We start from the raw sequence: 13495 nt of genomic DNA, 5'->3' as shown, positions 1-13495 counted from the left end.
GGTGTCGGTCGTCGTGCGGTGCCCGGGGGGCTCGGTCGCCGTCCGGTGGCCTGTGGGCTCGGTGCGCGGGTCCGCCGCTGTGCCTCCTTCTTTCCGCGTGCCCGCGCCGGGGCCGCGGCCGGTGCCCGGGTCCGGGCCTCCGCCGGATCCGGCGCCCGCGGCGTGCTGGTGATCTGTCATGTGTCCATGGTGACGGGCGAGAGGGCGCGGCGGGAGGCGTCACGACCCTGGCCGGACCCTGATATCGGCCCTGAGAGCGGGGAGGGGAGTGTTCGGAAGGCGCGCCGGTCGAAGATCAGGGGCGTCTCGGGGGCCAACCCTGATGCCCCCGTACCCGGGCCGTGTGACCATCGATGGCATGCCGGAAGCCGCAGCAGCGCCACTCGTCGAACCGCGGCCGCCGCGCAAGCTCTACCGCAGCAGCGACGGACGCTGGCTGGGTGGCGTGGCGCGGGGGCTCGCCGGGCATCTCGGGCTGCCCGTGATCTGGGTGCGGCTCGTCTTCGTCGGCCTGTTCATGGCGGACGGGCTCGGTGCGCTGCTGTACGCCGCGTTCTGGTTCTTCGTGCCGCTCGGCGTCGGCGGGGTCGGCGGACAGAAGCCCCCGTCCCTCGTCACCACCGAGACCTCACCGGACGGCCGCCGCAGGCTGGTCGCCCGCCGCCCGGACAAGGGCCAGATCGTGGCCCTGCTGCTCATGGTCGTCGTGGCCATGGTCTTCGTCGGCAATGTCAACGTGGGCAATGGCGCCAAGGCCTACCTCTGGCCCGCCGTCCTGGTCGGCGCGGGTGTCGCCCTGGTCTGGCGCCAGGCGGACAACGCCCGCCGGGCCCGCTGGATGGAGGTGGGCCGCCGCCGGCGCACCCTCACACTGCTGCGTGCCGCGGGCGGTGTCCTCCTCGTCACCGCCGGCGTCTCCGGCGTCTTCGTCCTCCAGGGCTCCGCCGCCCACCTCGGCTCCGTCCTCCAGGCGGCCCTCGCGGTCCTCGTCGGGATAACGCTCCTCGCCGGGCCGTATCTCGTCCGCATGACCCAGGACCTCTCCGAGGAGCGGCTGATGCGCATCCGTGCCCAGGAGCGCGCGGAGGTCGCGGCCCACGTCCACGACTCGGTGCTGCACACCCTGACCCTGATCCAGCGCAACGCGGAGAACGCGTCCGAGGTCCGCCGCCTCGCCCGCGCCCAGGAGCGCGACCTGCGCACCTGGCTGTACAAGCCCGAGGGCACCGGCAAGGACGAGGCCGACGAACCCACCCACCTCGCCGACGCCGTGCGGCGCAACGCGGCGGAGGTCGAGGACAAGCACGGCGTCCCCATCGAGGTGGTCGTCGTCGGCGACTGCCCGCTCGACGAGAGAACCGGCGCGCAGATGCAGGCCGCGCGCGAGGCGATGGTCAACGCCGCCAAGTACGGTGGCGAGGGCGGCGCCGTACAGGTCTACGCCGAAGTCGAGGGCAGGACGGTCTTCGTGTCCGTCCGGGACCGCGGCCCCGGCTTCGACCTCGACTCGATACCCACCGACCGGATGGGTGTCAGAGAATCGATCATCGGCCGCATGGAGCGCCATGGCGGCACGGCCCGGCTGCGCGCGGTGCCGGACGGCGGCACGGAGGTCGAGCTGGAGATGGAGAGGGCGGAGAAGACGTCATGAGTGACCCCACCGAGGCGAACACGGACCCCGCGGAGCAGACGCCGGCCGGCGGCGCGGGCGAGCGGCACGTGCGCGTGGTCCTCGTCGACGACCACCGCATGTTCCGTACGGGCGTCCAGGCCGAGATCGGCCGGACCGAGGAGACCGGTGTCGAGGTGGTCGGGGAGGCCGCGGACGTCGAGCAGGCGGTCACCGTCATCACCGCGACCCGGCCCGAGGTGGTACTCCTCGACGTCCATCTCCCGGGCGGCGGCGGGGTCGAAGTCCTGCGCCGGTGCGCCCCGTTGATGGCCGACGCCGAGCAGCCCGTGCGCTTCCTCGCCCTGTCCGTCTCGGACGCGGCCGAGGACGTGATCGGGGTGATCCGGGGCGGTGCGCGCGGCTATGTGACCAAGACGATCACGGGCACCGACCTCGTCAACTCCGTCTTCCGCGTCCAGGAGGGAGACGCCGTCTTCTCGCCGCGGCTGGCCGGCTTCGTACTGGACGCCTTCGCCTCCACCGACGCCCCGCCGGTCGACGAGGACCTCGACCGCCTCACCCAGCGCGAGCGCGAGGTGCTCAGGCTCATCGCGCGCGGCTACGCCTACAAGGAGATCGCCAAGCAGCTGTTCATCTCGGTGAAGACGGTCGAGTCCCATGTCTCGGCGGTGCTGCGCAAGCTGCAGCTGTCGAACCGTCATGAGCTGACCCGCTGGGCGACGGCACGCCGGCTGGTCTGACGCGCTGCCGCGCCCGCTCACACCACGCGCGTGGCACCCGCGAACGGCATCTCGTCGATGGGCGCCACCCGTACCGGTGCCGACGGGTTGGGGGCGTGGATCATCTCCCCGTTGCCGATGTACAGCCCGACGTGGCTGATGCCCGAGTAGAAGAACACCAGGTCGCCCGGGAGGAGTTCGGAGCGGGAGACGCGCCGGCCGGCGTCGATCTGGGCGTAGGTCGTGCGGGGCAGGGAGATGCCCGCGGAGCGGTAGGCGGCCTGGACGAGCCCTGAGCAGTCGAAGGCGTCCGGGCCGGTGGCGCCCCACACATAGGGGCTGCCGAGCTTGCTGTAGGCGTAGGAGACGGCCGCTGCGGCGCGGGAGTTGGGGGCGTCCGTGGTGGTCGCGCCGGGAGTCGTCAGCTCCTCGCGTGCGCCCTGCGTGGCCCGGGAGGCCCGGTCGCCGTCGCCTCCCGGCGCCGCCCGTTCCCCGGCCGGCAGCTGGGACATCAGGCGGCGGGCCGCGCCCAGTTTGCCGGTGATCGTCTTCTTGTGCCGCTTCAGCTCCGCCTGGCGCGACTTCAGCGCGGCCAGCTCGATGTGCGCGGCCCCGCGCAGCTGCTCGATCTCCCGCAGCTGCCGTCGTACGGTCGCCACGGACGTGGCCTGGCGGCTGCCCGCGCGTTCGACGAACTCGGCGCTGTCCAGGTACCGGTCGGGGTCGTCGGTCAGGGCGAGCTGCATCGCCGGGTCGAGACCGCCGCCACGGTACTGCGCCGCGGCGATCGAACCCAGCGCGTCCCGCGCCTCGTTGAGCTGTTCCGTCCTGCGGGCCGCCTCGTCCCGCAGGCTGTCCAGCCGGGTCTCGGCCGCGTCCGCCTTCTCCTTGGCGCCGTTGTACTTCTCGGTGGCCGCCTCCGCCTCCTGGTACAGCCGGTCCACCTTCGCCCTGACCTGCTCCGGGCTGAGCCGGGGGTCGGCGTGTCCGATCCCGTCGAAGCCTGTCGCGGTCGCGGCCCCCGCGAGGGTGATCGTCGCCACCGTACGGACCGTATGGCCGCCGGCCGAGCGCCTGCGGGGCTTGCGGTGTGCTGCCACGTGGACTGCACGTCCTTTCGTACGATCGCCCGCCCCGGGGCTCCGGGAAGTACGAACGCCGGGGAGAGCGGCCGTACGACCGCCCGGGGCGGTGTGCGCGTCCGGCGACGGCCTGCACAGGGGGAGCGGGCCGCCGCCGGACCTTCTCGGCGGTGGTGTCCGGCTGCCGCCCCTGGCCCGGGCGGCGGTGGGGAGCCGGTCACCTGGTGGAGGACGCTAAACCCGCCCGTGTCCGGGAGGTAACGCTTTGTACGGAAGAGCCGTCAGGCGACCGCCGGGTGACCGAAGGTGACCGCGCGGCCGGGGTGGCACCGTCGACTTCGCGCGGGGCGCTGACCGAAGTGCGGATTCCGGGACACGCGGCGGACACGGAGTGCTATGGGTCGCATATATGCAAGATCCGTGCGAGGGGCCGGTGCGGACGCCGTCACGGCCCCTGCATAGGCTCCGGCCTCATGGACCTACTCATCCATCTCTTCGTCGGCCTGCACATCATCGGCATCGCCGCGCTGCTCGGCGGCTTCCTCACCCAGATGAAGGCGATGGGCCGGGGCACCGCCCGGTTCGTGCCCGCGATGCTGCACGGCGCCGCGACGATGCTGGTCACCGGGATGATCCTGGTCGGCCTCAACCAGGCCGACGACCAGCACGTCAACAACATCAAGATCGGCATCAAGCTGGCTCTGCTGATCGTGATCCTCGGACTCGTCTATGTGAAGCGGGACGACGAGACGGTGGACAAGAGCCTGTTCGGGCTGGTCGGAGCGCTGACCACGGCCAATGTCTTCATCGCGGTGCTGTGGACCTGACGGCGGCCCGGGCGGAGTGCGCCGCCCCCACCGCGACGGCCAGCAAGGCGGCCACCGAGATCCACAGCAGTACTTCACCGGGCGTCCTCAGCCACCGAACGTCCACGGCGGTGGAGACCGAGAGGGCCGCGACCGCCGTCATCCCCATGGGGAACACGGTGGCCCAGCGGCGCACGTCGTAACGAAGGCGCGGCCGTACGCACTCGGCCGCCAGCAGGACGGCGTACCAGGCCAGGTCGAGCACCAGCAGGGCGACGGTCACCGCGCGCAGCACGCCGAGGTCGTCGTCGTTCCACAGGTACAGGCGCGCGCTGTCGGCTGCGACGAGCTTCGAGCCGGCCAGCGCGGAGATGGCGAGGGCGCCGCCCGCGATCCACTGGTCGCCCGCCCCCTGGAGCACCTGGCGCGGGTCGAAGTGGAACAGCGCGACGCAGTAGAGGACCAGGCCGAGCCAGAACAGCACGAGCGCCGTGTGGGCGAGCCAGGCCGCCGACTCCGCCGCCGCGAGCGTGGCGCCGAGGACCGCGAGGCCCTCGGTGGCCACACAGCACAGGAACACCCCGCCCGGCATCCGCCGCTTCCAGTGCCCCACGACGAGCACGGTCAGCGGCGGCCACAGCAGTGCGGACAGCGCCAGCAGCGCCTCGGCGAGGGTCTGCCGGCCCAGCGCAGAGAATCGGGTGCCGAGGACGGTGGTCGCCGCCACGGCCGTCAGAGCGCCCGGCGTCCCGGCGTCGGCGGCCCATCGCGCGCGCTGCCGCAGCAGCCGTACGGCGAACTCGGCGGCCAGCCCGAGCCAGGCCACGCACGTGATCACCAGGGCGACGCGGGACAGCGTCTCGTGACCGGTGAGATGGAGCCCGATCGAGATGATGCCGGTCGCCATCACGGCGGCCCCGGCCGCGGGCGGGCGCAGCGTCCACCAGACGCGCAGGGGGGAGTGCGGGGAGGTACCGGCCATGTGCCGATGCTAGGAAGCTCCCCGCACGGCGCGGGCGGGACGCGCACGCGCGCGTGGGGGAAATGCACGCGAGTGCGGGCCCCGGCCTCCGGGGCCCGCGGACTCAGGCGGGGCGCACCACGCTGTGGATCGCCGACTCGCCGTCGTAGTAGATCGACTCCTCGCGGACGTACGCGCCCGGCTTGGGGGCGTGGATCATCATGCCGTTGCCGATGTAGAGGCCGACGTGGCTGATGTCGTCGTAGAAGAAGACCAGGTCACCGGGCTGGGCGTCGGCCAGGGAGACCGTGGTGCCGGCGTTGACCTGGTCGTAGGTGACGCGCGGGAGGTCGACGCCGGCGGCCTTCCAGGCGGCCTGGGTGAGCCCTGAGCAGTCGTAGGAGTCGGGGCCGGTGGCGCCCCAGACGTACGGCTTGCCGATCTGCGCGCGGGCGAAGGCGAGGGCCTTGGCGGCCTTGGTGGCGTACGAGGAGTCGGTCGCCGTCGGCGTGCTCTCCTGCGGGGCGGCGGTCTCCTGCGCGGCCTTCTCGGCCGCCGCCTGCTGCTGCGCCAGCTCGGCCGCCTTGCGGGCCGCCTCCTCCTGCTTGCGCTTCTCGATCGCCGCGAGACGCGCCTTCTCCTGGGCCGTCAGCTCCGACAGCAGCTCGCGCGCGTCGGCGAGCTTCTTCTGGACGGTCGCCTTGGCGGTCTTCAGGCCGCTCTGCGTCTCGGTGAGCTCCTGAAGGCTCTGGGAGGCCTCCTGGCGCTTCTTCATCGTCGCCGACTGCTCGGAGACGAAGTCGTCGACCGCGCCCTTCTGACGGCTCGTCAAGCGGCCCATCAGCTGCGTCTGGTCGAAGTAGTCCTGCGGGGTGTCGGCGAGCAGGAAGGTCGCCGTCTCGGGCGCGGCGGCGCCGGTGCGGTACTGGGCTGCGGCGAAGGAACCGAGTTCCTCCCGGGCCTCGTTGAGCTTCTGGGTGCGCTGGGCCACGTCCTCGAGGAGCGTGTCGACCTGCTTGCGCTGCGTGGCCGTCTTCTCCTTGGCCGCGTTGTAGCTGTCGGTCGCGGACTCGGCCTGGCGGTAGAGGTCGTCGACCTTTTTCTCGACCTCTTCGAGACTCGGCCGGTCATCGGCCGGCGCGGCGTTCGCCGACTGGGACAGCAGGGCCACGGAGGTGAGGGCGGCCGTTGCGAGGGCCGGGGTCCGTATGCCTGCCACGCGCGTACCGACGGGACGCGACTTGCGGTGCGACGCCAAGGGAGGCGACTCCTTCCCGTGCTCCGCCTACCGGGTTAGCTGTCGGGTTCGGGCGTGCTGCTTCGGAAGGTTTGCCCTACGGCTCTCCCCGCGCGGGAGTCGGCCGATTCACCCCAGGTTCGGTGGGTCCCCGGCTCCGGGCGCGCGGCGCCGCGGACTCGGCGGAGGCCGTGCGGCCCGGCGAGGTTCGCCGGAGGGGGTCGTACGGCCTGCCGGAACGGTAGCCAACCGGTGTGGCCCCTGTGAAGGTTGATGTTCGATATGCCCGATACATTTTCGTGACCTTGGTCCCAGGCGGCGCCCGGCGTGGGCAATCCGGTCCGGTCTGGCATGACTTGAGCTTGTTTCCGGCAGCTGAGGCCGTCCGTCCGGTTTTCGGGGCTCGTTTTCAGCCGGTCCCGCGGAGACGGCCCGGACGGTGTCCGTCACCGGTGCAGTGACCAAGGTCTCGTACGGCCTGCGCACGTGCCTGCCGGGTGACGTCGCCGACGTCACCCCCTTGCGCGCGGCCGGGTCCACGGTGCCGGACCGCAAGATCACCGGCTGCCGATGCGGGCGGATGTTCTCAGGGCGGCGGCGGTCTGTCAGTGGGGCACCCTAGACTCGGAGAGCGATGAGCAGCCTCTTTGACGACAGCTTCCTGGCGGACCTCCAGGCCCCTCGCGGGCACGCGGAGGAACCCCCGCCGCCGCCCGAGGACGAGCACGGACCGGAGCAGGTTCCGGACGACCTGTTCGGCGGGAAGTTCGACGTGCCCCCGGACCGGGACGCCTACTACCGCGACGGCGCCCCGCGCCCCGCGGTGGACCCGGCCGCGCTCCTGGAGGGGCTGAACGAGAACCAGCGCGCGGCCGTCGTGCACTCCGGCACCCCGCTGCTCATCGTGGCCGGCGCCGGCTCCGGCAAGACCCGGGTGCTCACCCACCGCATCGCCCACCTCCTCGGCGAGCGCCACGTCCACCCGGGCCAGATCCTCGCGATCACCTTCACCAACAAGGCCGCGGGCGAGATGAAGGAGCGCGTCGAGCAGCTCGTCGGCCCGCGCGCGAACGCGATGTGGGTCATGACCTTCCACAGCGCCTGCGTGCGGATCCTGCGCCGGGAGTCGAAGAAGCTCGGGTTCACCTCGTCCTTCTCGATCTACGACGCCGCCGACTCCAAGCGGCTCATGGCGCTGGTCTGCCGCGACCTGGACCTCGACCCCAAGAAGTTCCCGCCGAAGTCCTTCAGCGCCAAGATCAGCAACCTGAAGAACGAGCTGATCGACGAGGAGGACTTCGCCGCCCAGGCCGCCGACGGCTTCGAGAAGACCCTCGCCCAGGCCTACGCCATGTACCAGTCACGTCTGCGCGAGGCGAACGCCCTCGACTTCGACGACCTGATCATGACGACGGTCAATCTGCTCCGGGCGTTCCCCGATGTCTCCGAGCACTACCGCCGCCGCTTCCGGCATGTCCTCGTCGACGAGTACCAGGACACCAACCATGCGCAGTACGCGCTGGTCAGGGAGCTGGTAGGGACCTCCGAGCACCCCGTCGACGTGCCGCCGAGCGAGCACGACCTGCCGCCCGCCGAGCTCTGTGTCGTCGGTGACGCCGACCAGTCGATCTACGCCTTCCGCGGCGCGACCATCCGCAACATCCTCCAGTTCGAGGAGGACTACCCCGACGCGACGACGATCCTCCTGGAGCAGAACTACCGCTCCACCCAGACGATCCTCACCGCCGCCAACGCCGTCATCGAGCGCAACGAGTCCCGCCGCCCCAAGAACCTGTGGACCAACGCGGGCGCGGGCGCGCGCATCACCGGCTACGTCGCCGACACCGAGCACGACGAGGCGCAGTTCGTCGCCGACGAGATAGACCGCCTCACCGACGCGGGCGAGGCGAAGGCCGGCGACGTCGCCGTCTTCTACCGCACCAACGCGCAGTCCCGTGTCTTCGAAGAAGTCTTCATCCGCGTCGGCCTGCCCTACAAGGTCGTCGGCGGCGTCCGCTTCTACGAGCGCAAGGAGGTCCGGGACGTCCTGGCCTACCTGCGCGTCCTCGCCAACCCTGAGGACTCCGTGCCGCTGCGCCGGATCCTCAACGTCCCCAAGCGGGGCATCGGCGACCGCGCCGAGGCGATGATCGACGCCCTCTCCCAGCGTGAGAAGATCAGCTTCCCCCAGGCGCTCAGGCGCGTCGACGAGGCGTACGGCATGGCCGCGCGCTCGACCAACGCCGTGAAGCGGTTCAACGTCCTGATGGAGGAGCTCCGTACGATCGTCGAGTCCGGGGCGGGCCCGGCGACCGTGCTGGAAGCGGTCCTCGAACGGACCGGCTACCTCGCCGAGTTGCAGGCGTCCACCGATCCGCAGGACGAGACCCGCATCGAGAACCTCCAGGAACTCGCCGCCGTGGCCCTGGAGTTCGAGCAGGAGTCCGGCGAGGAGGAGGCGGCCGGCTCGCTCTCCGACTTCCTGGAGCGGGTCGCGCTCGTCGCCGACTCCGACCAGATCCCCGACGAGGACGAGGACGGCTCGGGCGTCATCACCCTGATGACCCTGCACACCGCCAAGGGCCTGGAGTTCCCCGTCGTCTTCCTCACCGGCATGGAGGACGGCGTCTTCCCGCACATGCGCGCCCTCGGCCAGACCAAGGAACTGGAGGAGGAACGGCGCCTGGCCTACGTCGGCATCACGCGCGCGCGTGAGCGGCTGTACCTGACCCGGTCCTCGCTGCGCAGCGCGTGGGGGCAGCCGTCGTACAACCCGCCCTCCCGCTTCCTGGAGGAGATCCCGGCGCAGCACGTCGACTGGAAGCGCACGGGCGCTTCCGCCGCACCGGCGGGACCGGTCTCGGCGGTCGCCGCCTCGCTGTCCTCGTCCCGTTCCCGTTCCTCGGCGTCGGGCGCGTCCGGTTTCGCGACGCGCAGGACCGCGGAGAAGCCGGTGGTGTCCCTGGCCGTCGGCGACCGTGTCACCCACGACCAGTTCGGTCTCGGCACGGTGGTCGGGGTGAAGGGCACGGGCGCGAACGCCGAGGCGACGATCGACTTCGGCGAGGCGAAGCCGAAGCGGCTGCTGCTGCGGTACGCGCCGGTGGAGAAGCTGTAGTTCCTGGCGGAGGGCCGGGCCCGAGGGGTTACGTCGGGTCCAGCCCGTGGCTGCGCAGCCACGGCAGCGGGTCTATGGCCGAACCGCCCGCCGGGTGCACCTCGAAGTGCAGGTGGGGGCCCGTCGAGTTGCCGGAGTTGCCCGAGTAGGCGATCGGGTCGCCGGCCTTGACCGTCGTACCGGAGGCGACGCGGTAGCTGGAGAGATGGCAGTACCAGGTCTCCGTGCCGTCCTTCGCCGTCACGACCATCATGTTCCCGTACGCGCTGTTCCACTGCGTCCGCACGGTGCCGTCGGTCGCGGCCATCACCGTCGTGCCGTACGAGACCGGGAAGTCGATGCCGGTGTGGACGGACATCCAGTTGACGCCGGACTGGCCGAAGTAGGCGCTGAGCCCGCGCTGTGCGACCGGAAGCGCGAACTTCGGGCGCAGCCGCTCCTTGCGGGCCGCCTCCTCCGCCGCCTTCCGCTGCTCGGCCACCTGCTGGGCCTTGAGGTCGATGCGCTCCTGCGTACGGCTGGCCCGGTCGGCGAAGTCGTCGGCACCGGCCGCGAGGCTTTCGAGCTGGGTGTCCAGCTTGTTGTTCGCGACGGCCGGCCTGACGGCGCTCGTGTCCGCGAGGGTCGTCGTGGTGTCCTTGTCGTCGCCGGTCAGCGTGCCGACCGAGGCGGCGGCGATCCCGGCGACACCCATGACACACGCCGAGGGGACGGCGATCGTCAGCAGCGCGGAGCGCTTGGCGGGCATACGGCGGCGGGAGCGGTTGGCGTTGCGCGCGGCGACACGGGAGCCGGGGGCGGTCGCCGAGGCCCGGGGCGCCTCTTCCTGGTCGTCCAGGAGCGGGGCGTCGGCGTCGTGGACGGCGGGCATCTCCCCGGTGGCCGTGGCGCCGGTGTCCGTGTCGGCGCCCGGCTCGCCGTCGTGCGAGGTGTGCTCGGCGTAGGAGTCGCCGTAAGGATTCGCCTCGCCGTACGCGTGACTCTCGTCGTACGCCTGGCCGTCGTCGTACGGGTGGCCCTCGTCGTGAGGGCGGGTCTCGTCGTACCCGGCCTGCTCGAAGGCGGCCGTCTGCTGGGGGTCGGCCGGCGTGCCGTCGGAGTTCCACTGCGTGGCGTCGTACGCCCCGGTGTCGAAGGTCTGTGTGCCCCATTCCCACTGCTGGGTCGGGTCGGCCGGGGCGGCGGACTGGTCCGGCTGGTGCCAGGAACTCGCGTCCCACTGTCCGCTGTGGTCGACGCCGCCGGACTGCGGCGGGATCGCGGCGAGCTGCTGGTGGTCGGCGCCCCACTGGGTGGCGTCGTACGCGCCGGTGTCGTAGGCGGCGTGGTGCTGGGCCGCGTACATGTCGTAGTTCAGGGTCTGGTGGCCGCCCGTGGTCCACGTCGAGGCGTCGTACGAACCGGTCGCGTCATCCGGCATGTTGCCGAAGAGCGGGTCGGTCTCGAAGGTGCCGGTGGCGTGCGCGCCGCTTGCGTCGAAACCGGGGGTGTCGTAGCCGCCGTACGTGGTGAAGTCGCCGTACTGGGCCTCCTGGGTGCCGTACGACGCGTAGTGCGACGAGTCGGCTTCGGAGGCCGGAGCCGGGGTGGTCATGGTCCCCGACGGGTGACGGTCGTTCACCAACTTCTCTTTCGCCTCGACAACAGGGGCTGCCAGAGCAGTGCGGCGACTGTACCCGGCGGTACGCGGGCGCGACAATCTTCAACTGGTTTTGGGCGCGCAGGAAACGGGCATTCGGCTCTGTTTCGGGGGACTGCGGGCGCGACCTTGGCCCTGAGTTCGAAGAATGTTCGATTCCGGTCCGCGCTCCCGGGGCCCTCCGCGAGCTGTCGGCGGGTCCTCCGTGAGCCGTCGGCGGCCTGTGGGGCGAGCGGGCGGCCGCCTGAGTCCGGCCGTGCCGGTGGCTGATACGACCGTTACGCCACGGTCAGTCCGCCCGCGCGGTCGGCCGTCTCCTCCCCGGGCAGCGCGGTGTCGAGCACCTGCCGTATGCCGGTCGCGACGGCGGGATGCACCGGCAGGGCGAGATGCCCGACCCCGCTCACCCGGACGTTCTCCGCCAGCAGGTCCTCATGGTCGATGCAGGCGGCCTCCAGCGGGTCCATCAGGTGGTCGAGGTCGCTCCAGAAGCTGACGAAGTGCGTACGGCAGCCCGGCGCCGGCCGAGTGAGCTCCTCGAGCAACTCCGAGCCGGGGCGCATCTGGCGCACGATCGGGTGTGCGTTCGCCAGCGGCACCACCCGGGTGCCGGAGTGCGGGGTGCCGAGCGTCACCAGCGTGCGGACCCGGGCGTCGCCACCCAGGCGCTGCACGTAGTACCGCGCGATCAGGCCGCCCAGGCTGTGCCCGACCACGTCCACCCGCTCACTGCCCGTGCGCTCGCAGATTCCCTCTATGTGCCGGCCGAGCAGCTCCGCCGCGGCACGGATGTCGCAGGTCAGCGGGGAGTAGTTGAGCGACTCGATCTGCTCCCTGCCGTGCTGGGCGAGACTGCGGCGCAGGAGGACGAAGACCGAGCGGTTGTCGATGAAGCCGTGCAGCAGGACCACCGGGGGCTTGGCCTCCGCTGGCAGCTGGGCGCCACCTTCCTCGGGCGTGGGGAGCGAGGGCAGGGGGGAGCGGCGCTCCTGGGTGATGCCGGACGGGTACAGGAGGAGATGTCCCGCGAGGATCGCGATCTCCAGCGCGGTCGCCTTCAGGAGGGCCAGGGAGAGTCCCGCCAGCCTGCCGGGAACCAGACGCTGGCAGAGCGGGAGAAGGGGCAGCGCCACCTTGGTGACCTTCATGGCCGACCTCCTGTCGGCACACGGGAGGACTGCTCCGTCCCCCGTGTGCGCTCATGGGGAGTCGCGGCGAAGGCCGACGCCGACGAGGCGCGAGAGGGGCGCGGGGCGTGGGTACGGCGGTCGGCGCTGGGTTCCGGTACCGCCGGGTCGGCCGACGGAACGGATGGAACCGGTGGTGCGGGCGACGCCGACGGTGCCGGTACTCGATCCGGTCGTATCGGTGGTGCCGATGGTGCTCGCGGTGCTGGTGGTGCGCCGGTGACGTGACGAGGCGCCCTGTCGGTGTGGCGACGAGGCTCCCCGCTGTCGTGCCTTACCTGTCCTACGTGCCCTTCGTGCCGTCGCCGGCGCGCCGCGCCACCCGTGCGCGCGGACTGCGGCGCAGTGGTGCGGCGACCTCGTTGCGGCTCCCGAACGTGTCCCACCATGTAATTTCCCCCTCGGAGCCTGCCGCGAAACTGCATGGTGCGAGATGGTGGCGATAACGTTCGTTCACATGCCCGGTCTGTGCGGTACTAGTCGTTCAGCGGGAATGCACGCAGTCGCTTCATGGAGGCAGTGATGGGTGTGACAGCCGGTCCGATCCGCGTGGTGGTGGCCAAGCCGGGACTCGACGGTCACGACCGCGGCGCCAAGGTGATCGCGAGGGCGCTGCGTGACGCGGGCATGGAGGTCATCTACACCGGGCTCCACCAGACTCCCGAGCAGATCGTCGACACGGCGATCCAGGAGGACGCCGACGCGATCGGTCTCTCCATCCTCTCCGGCGCTCACAACACGCTCTTCGCCGCGGTGATCGACCTGCTCAGGGAGCGGGACGCCGAGGACATCCTGGTGTTCGGCGGCGGGATCATCCCCGAGGCGGACATCCCCCCGCTGAAGGAGAAGGGGGTCGCGGAGATCTTCACGCCGGGGGCGACGACCCAGTCGATCGTGGACTGGGTCCGGGAGAACGTGCGGCAGCCGGCGGGGGCGTAGGGGGCGTAGGCGGCGCTTGTCGGGCACGGGATCTCGGCTGGCGGATCCCAGGTGGCGGGACCCCGGGTGGTGTGATCCGCGGCCGCGGGTTCCGGGCGGTGGGATCCCGGACGGCGGGTCCTTGGTCCCAGGTGCGGGCCGGTCGGGGGTGGCCGGGAGCGGTGCCGGCGGTCG

The 13495-nt window shown here is 71.5% G+C and carries 10 protein-coding genes, 1 pseudogene and 1 riboswitch; of the genes and pseudogenes, 5 read left to right on the top strand and 6 right to left on the bottom strand.

Features of this window, described 5'->3' with window-relative positions; genetic code table 11:
* Positions 1 to 180: pseudogene (locus tag EHS43_RS47085) on the bottom strand (hypothetical protein); the annotation flags it as partial.
* Positions 181 to 358: 178 nt separating this feature from the next.
* On the opposite strand from EHS43_RS47085, the gene EHS43_RS22470 reads away from it, so the two are divergent.
* Entirely contained in the window at positions 359 to 1651 is a 1293-nt protein-coding gene (locus tag EHS43_RS22470; RefSeq protein WP_125192568.1) for an ATP-binding protein, read from the top strand.
* Positions 1648 to 2373, top strand: a complete 726-nt coding sequence (locus tag EHS43_RS22465; protein ID WP_125192567.1) for a response regulator transcription factor — start codon at positions 1648 to 1650, stop codon at positions 2371 to 2373. The genes EHS43_RS22470 and EHS43_RS22465 overlap by 4 nt, the downstream gene beginning before the upstream one ends.
* Before the next feature lie 17 nt (positions 2374 to 2390).
* Here EHS43_RS22465 and EHS43_RS22460 read toward each other — a convergent pair whose 3' ends face one another.
* A complete protein-coding gene (locus tag EHS43_RS22460; protein WP_125192566.1) occupies positions 2391 to 3452 on the bottom strand; it encodes a C40 family peptidase in 1062 nt (353 codons plus the stop codon).
* Between the two features lie 455 nt (positions 3453 to 3907).
* On the opposite strand from EHS43_RS22460, the gene EHS43_RS22455 reads away from it, so the two are divergent.
* Positions 3908 to 4261, top strand: coding sequence for a hypothetical protein (locus EHS43_RS22455; protein ID WP_125192565.1), 354 nt, complete (start codon positions 3908 to 3910; stop codon positions 4259 to 4261).
* Here the strand turns inward: EHS43_RS22455 and EHS43_RS22450 are convergent.
* On the bottom strand, positions 4239 to 5222 hold the full coding sequence (locus tag EHS43_RS22450; RefSeq protein ID WP_125192564.1) for a tellurite resistance/C4-dicarboxylate transporter family protein: 984 nt from the start codon (positions 5220 to 5222) through the stop codon (positions 4239 to 4241). The genes EHS43_RS22455 and EHS43_RS22450 overlap by 23 nt on opposite strands.
* A 103-nt stretch (positions 5223 to 5325) precedes the next feature.
* The gene (locus EHS43_RS22445; protein WP_125192563.1) at positions 5326 to 6459 is read right to left on the bottom strand and encodes a C40 family peptidase; all 1134 of its coding nucleotides are present in this window, start codon (positions 6457 to 6459) and stop codon (positions 5326 to 5328) included.
* A gap of 8 nt (positions 6460 to 6467) precedes the next feature.
* Positions 6468 to 6633, bottom strand: a riboswitch (cyclic di-AMP (ydaO/yuaA leader).
* A gap of 439 nt (positions 6634 to 7072) precedes the next feature.
* Here EHS43_RS22445 and pcrA point away from each other — a divergent pair.
* Positions 7073 to 9556, top strand: a complete 2484-nt coding sequence (gene pcrA, locus EHS43_RS22440; protein ID WP_125192562.1) for a DNA helicase PcrA — start codon at positions 7073 to 7075, stop codon at positions 9554 to 9556.
* 28 nt (positions 9557 to 9584) lie between these two features.
* Here pcrA and EHS43_RS22435 read toward each other — a convergent pair whose 3' ends face one another.
* Positions 9585 to 11150, bottom strand: a complete 1566-nt coding sequence (locus EHS43_RS22435; RefSeq protein ID WP_125192569.1) for a M23 family metallopeptidase — start codon at positions 11148 to 11150, stop codon at positions 9585 to 9587.
* Positions 11151 to 11473: 323 nt separating this feature from the next.
* The gene (locus EHS43_RS22430; RefSeq protein WP_125192561.1) at positions 11474 to 12343 is read right to left on the bottom strand and encodes a triacylglycerol lipase; all 870 of its coding nucleotides are present in this window, start codon (positions 12341 to 12343) and stop codon (positions 11474 to 11476) included.
* Between the two features lie 561 nt (positions 12344 to 12904).
* On the opposite strand from EHS43_RS22430, the gene EHS43_RS22425 reads away from it, so the two are divergent.
* Positions 12905 to 13321, top strand: coding sequence for a cobalamin B12-binding domain-containing protein (locus tag EHS43_RS22425; protein WP_037718998.1), 417 nt, complete (start codon positions 12905 to 12907; stop codon positions 13319 to 13321).
* The last annotated feature ends 174 nt before the right edge of the window (positions 13322 to 13495 follow it).

Origin of the sequence: Streptomyces sp. RP5T, assembly GCF_003933965.1 — a bacterium.
Lineage (GTDB): Bacteria > Actinomycetota > Actinomycetes > Streptomycetales > Streptomycetaceae > Streptomyces.
Note: the sequence above shows the minus strand (reverse complement) of the source record. Positions and strands in the feature narration are given on the sequence as shown.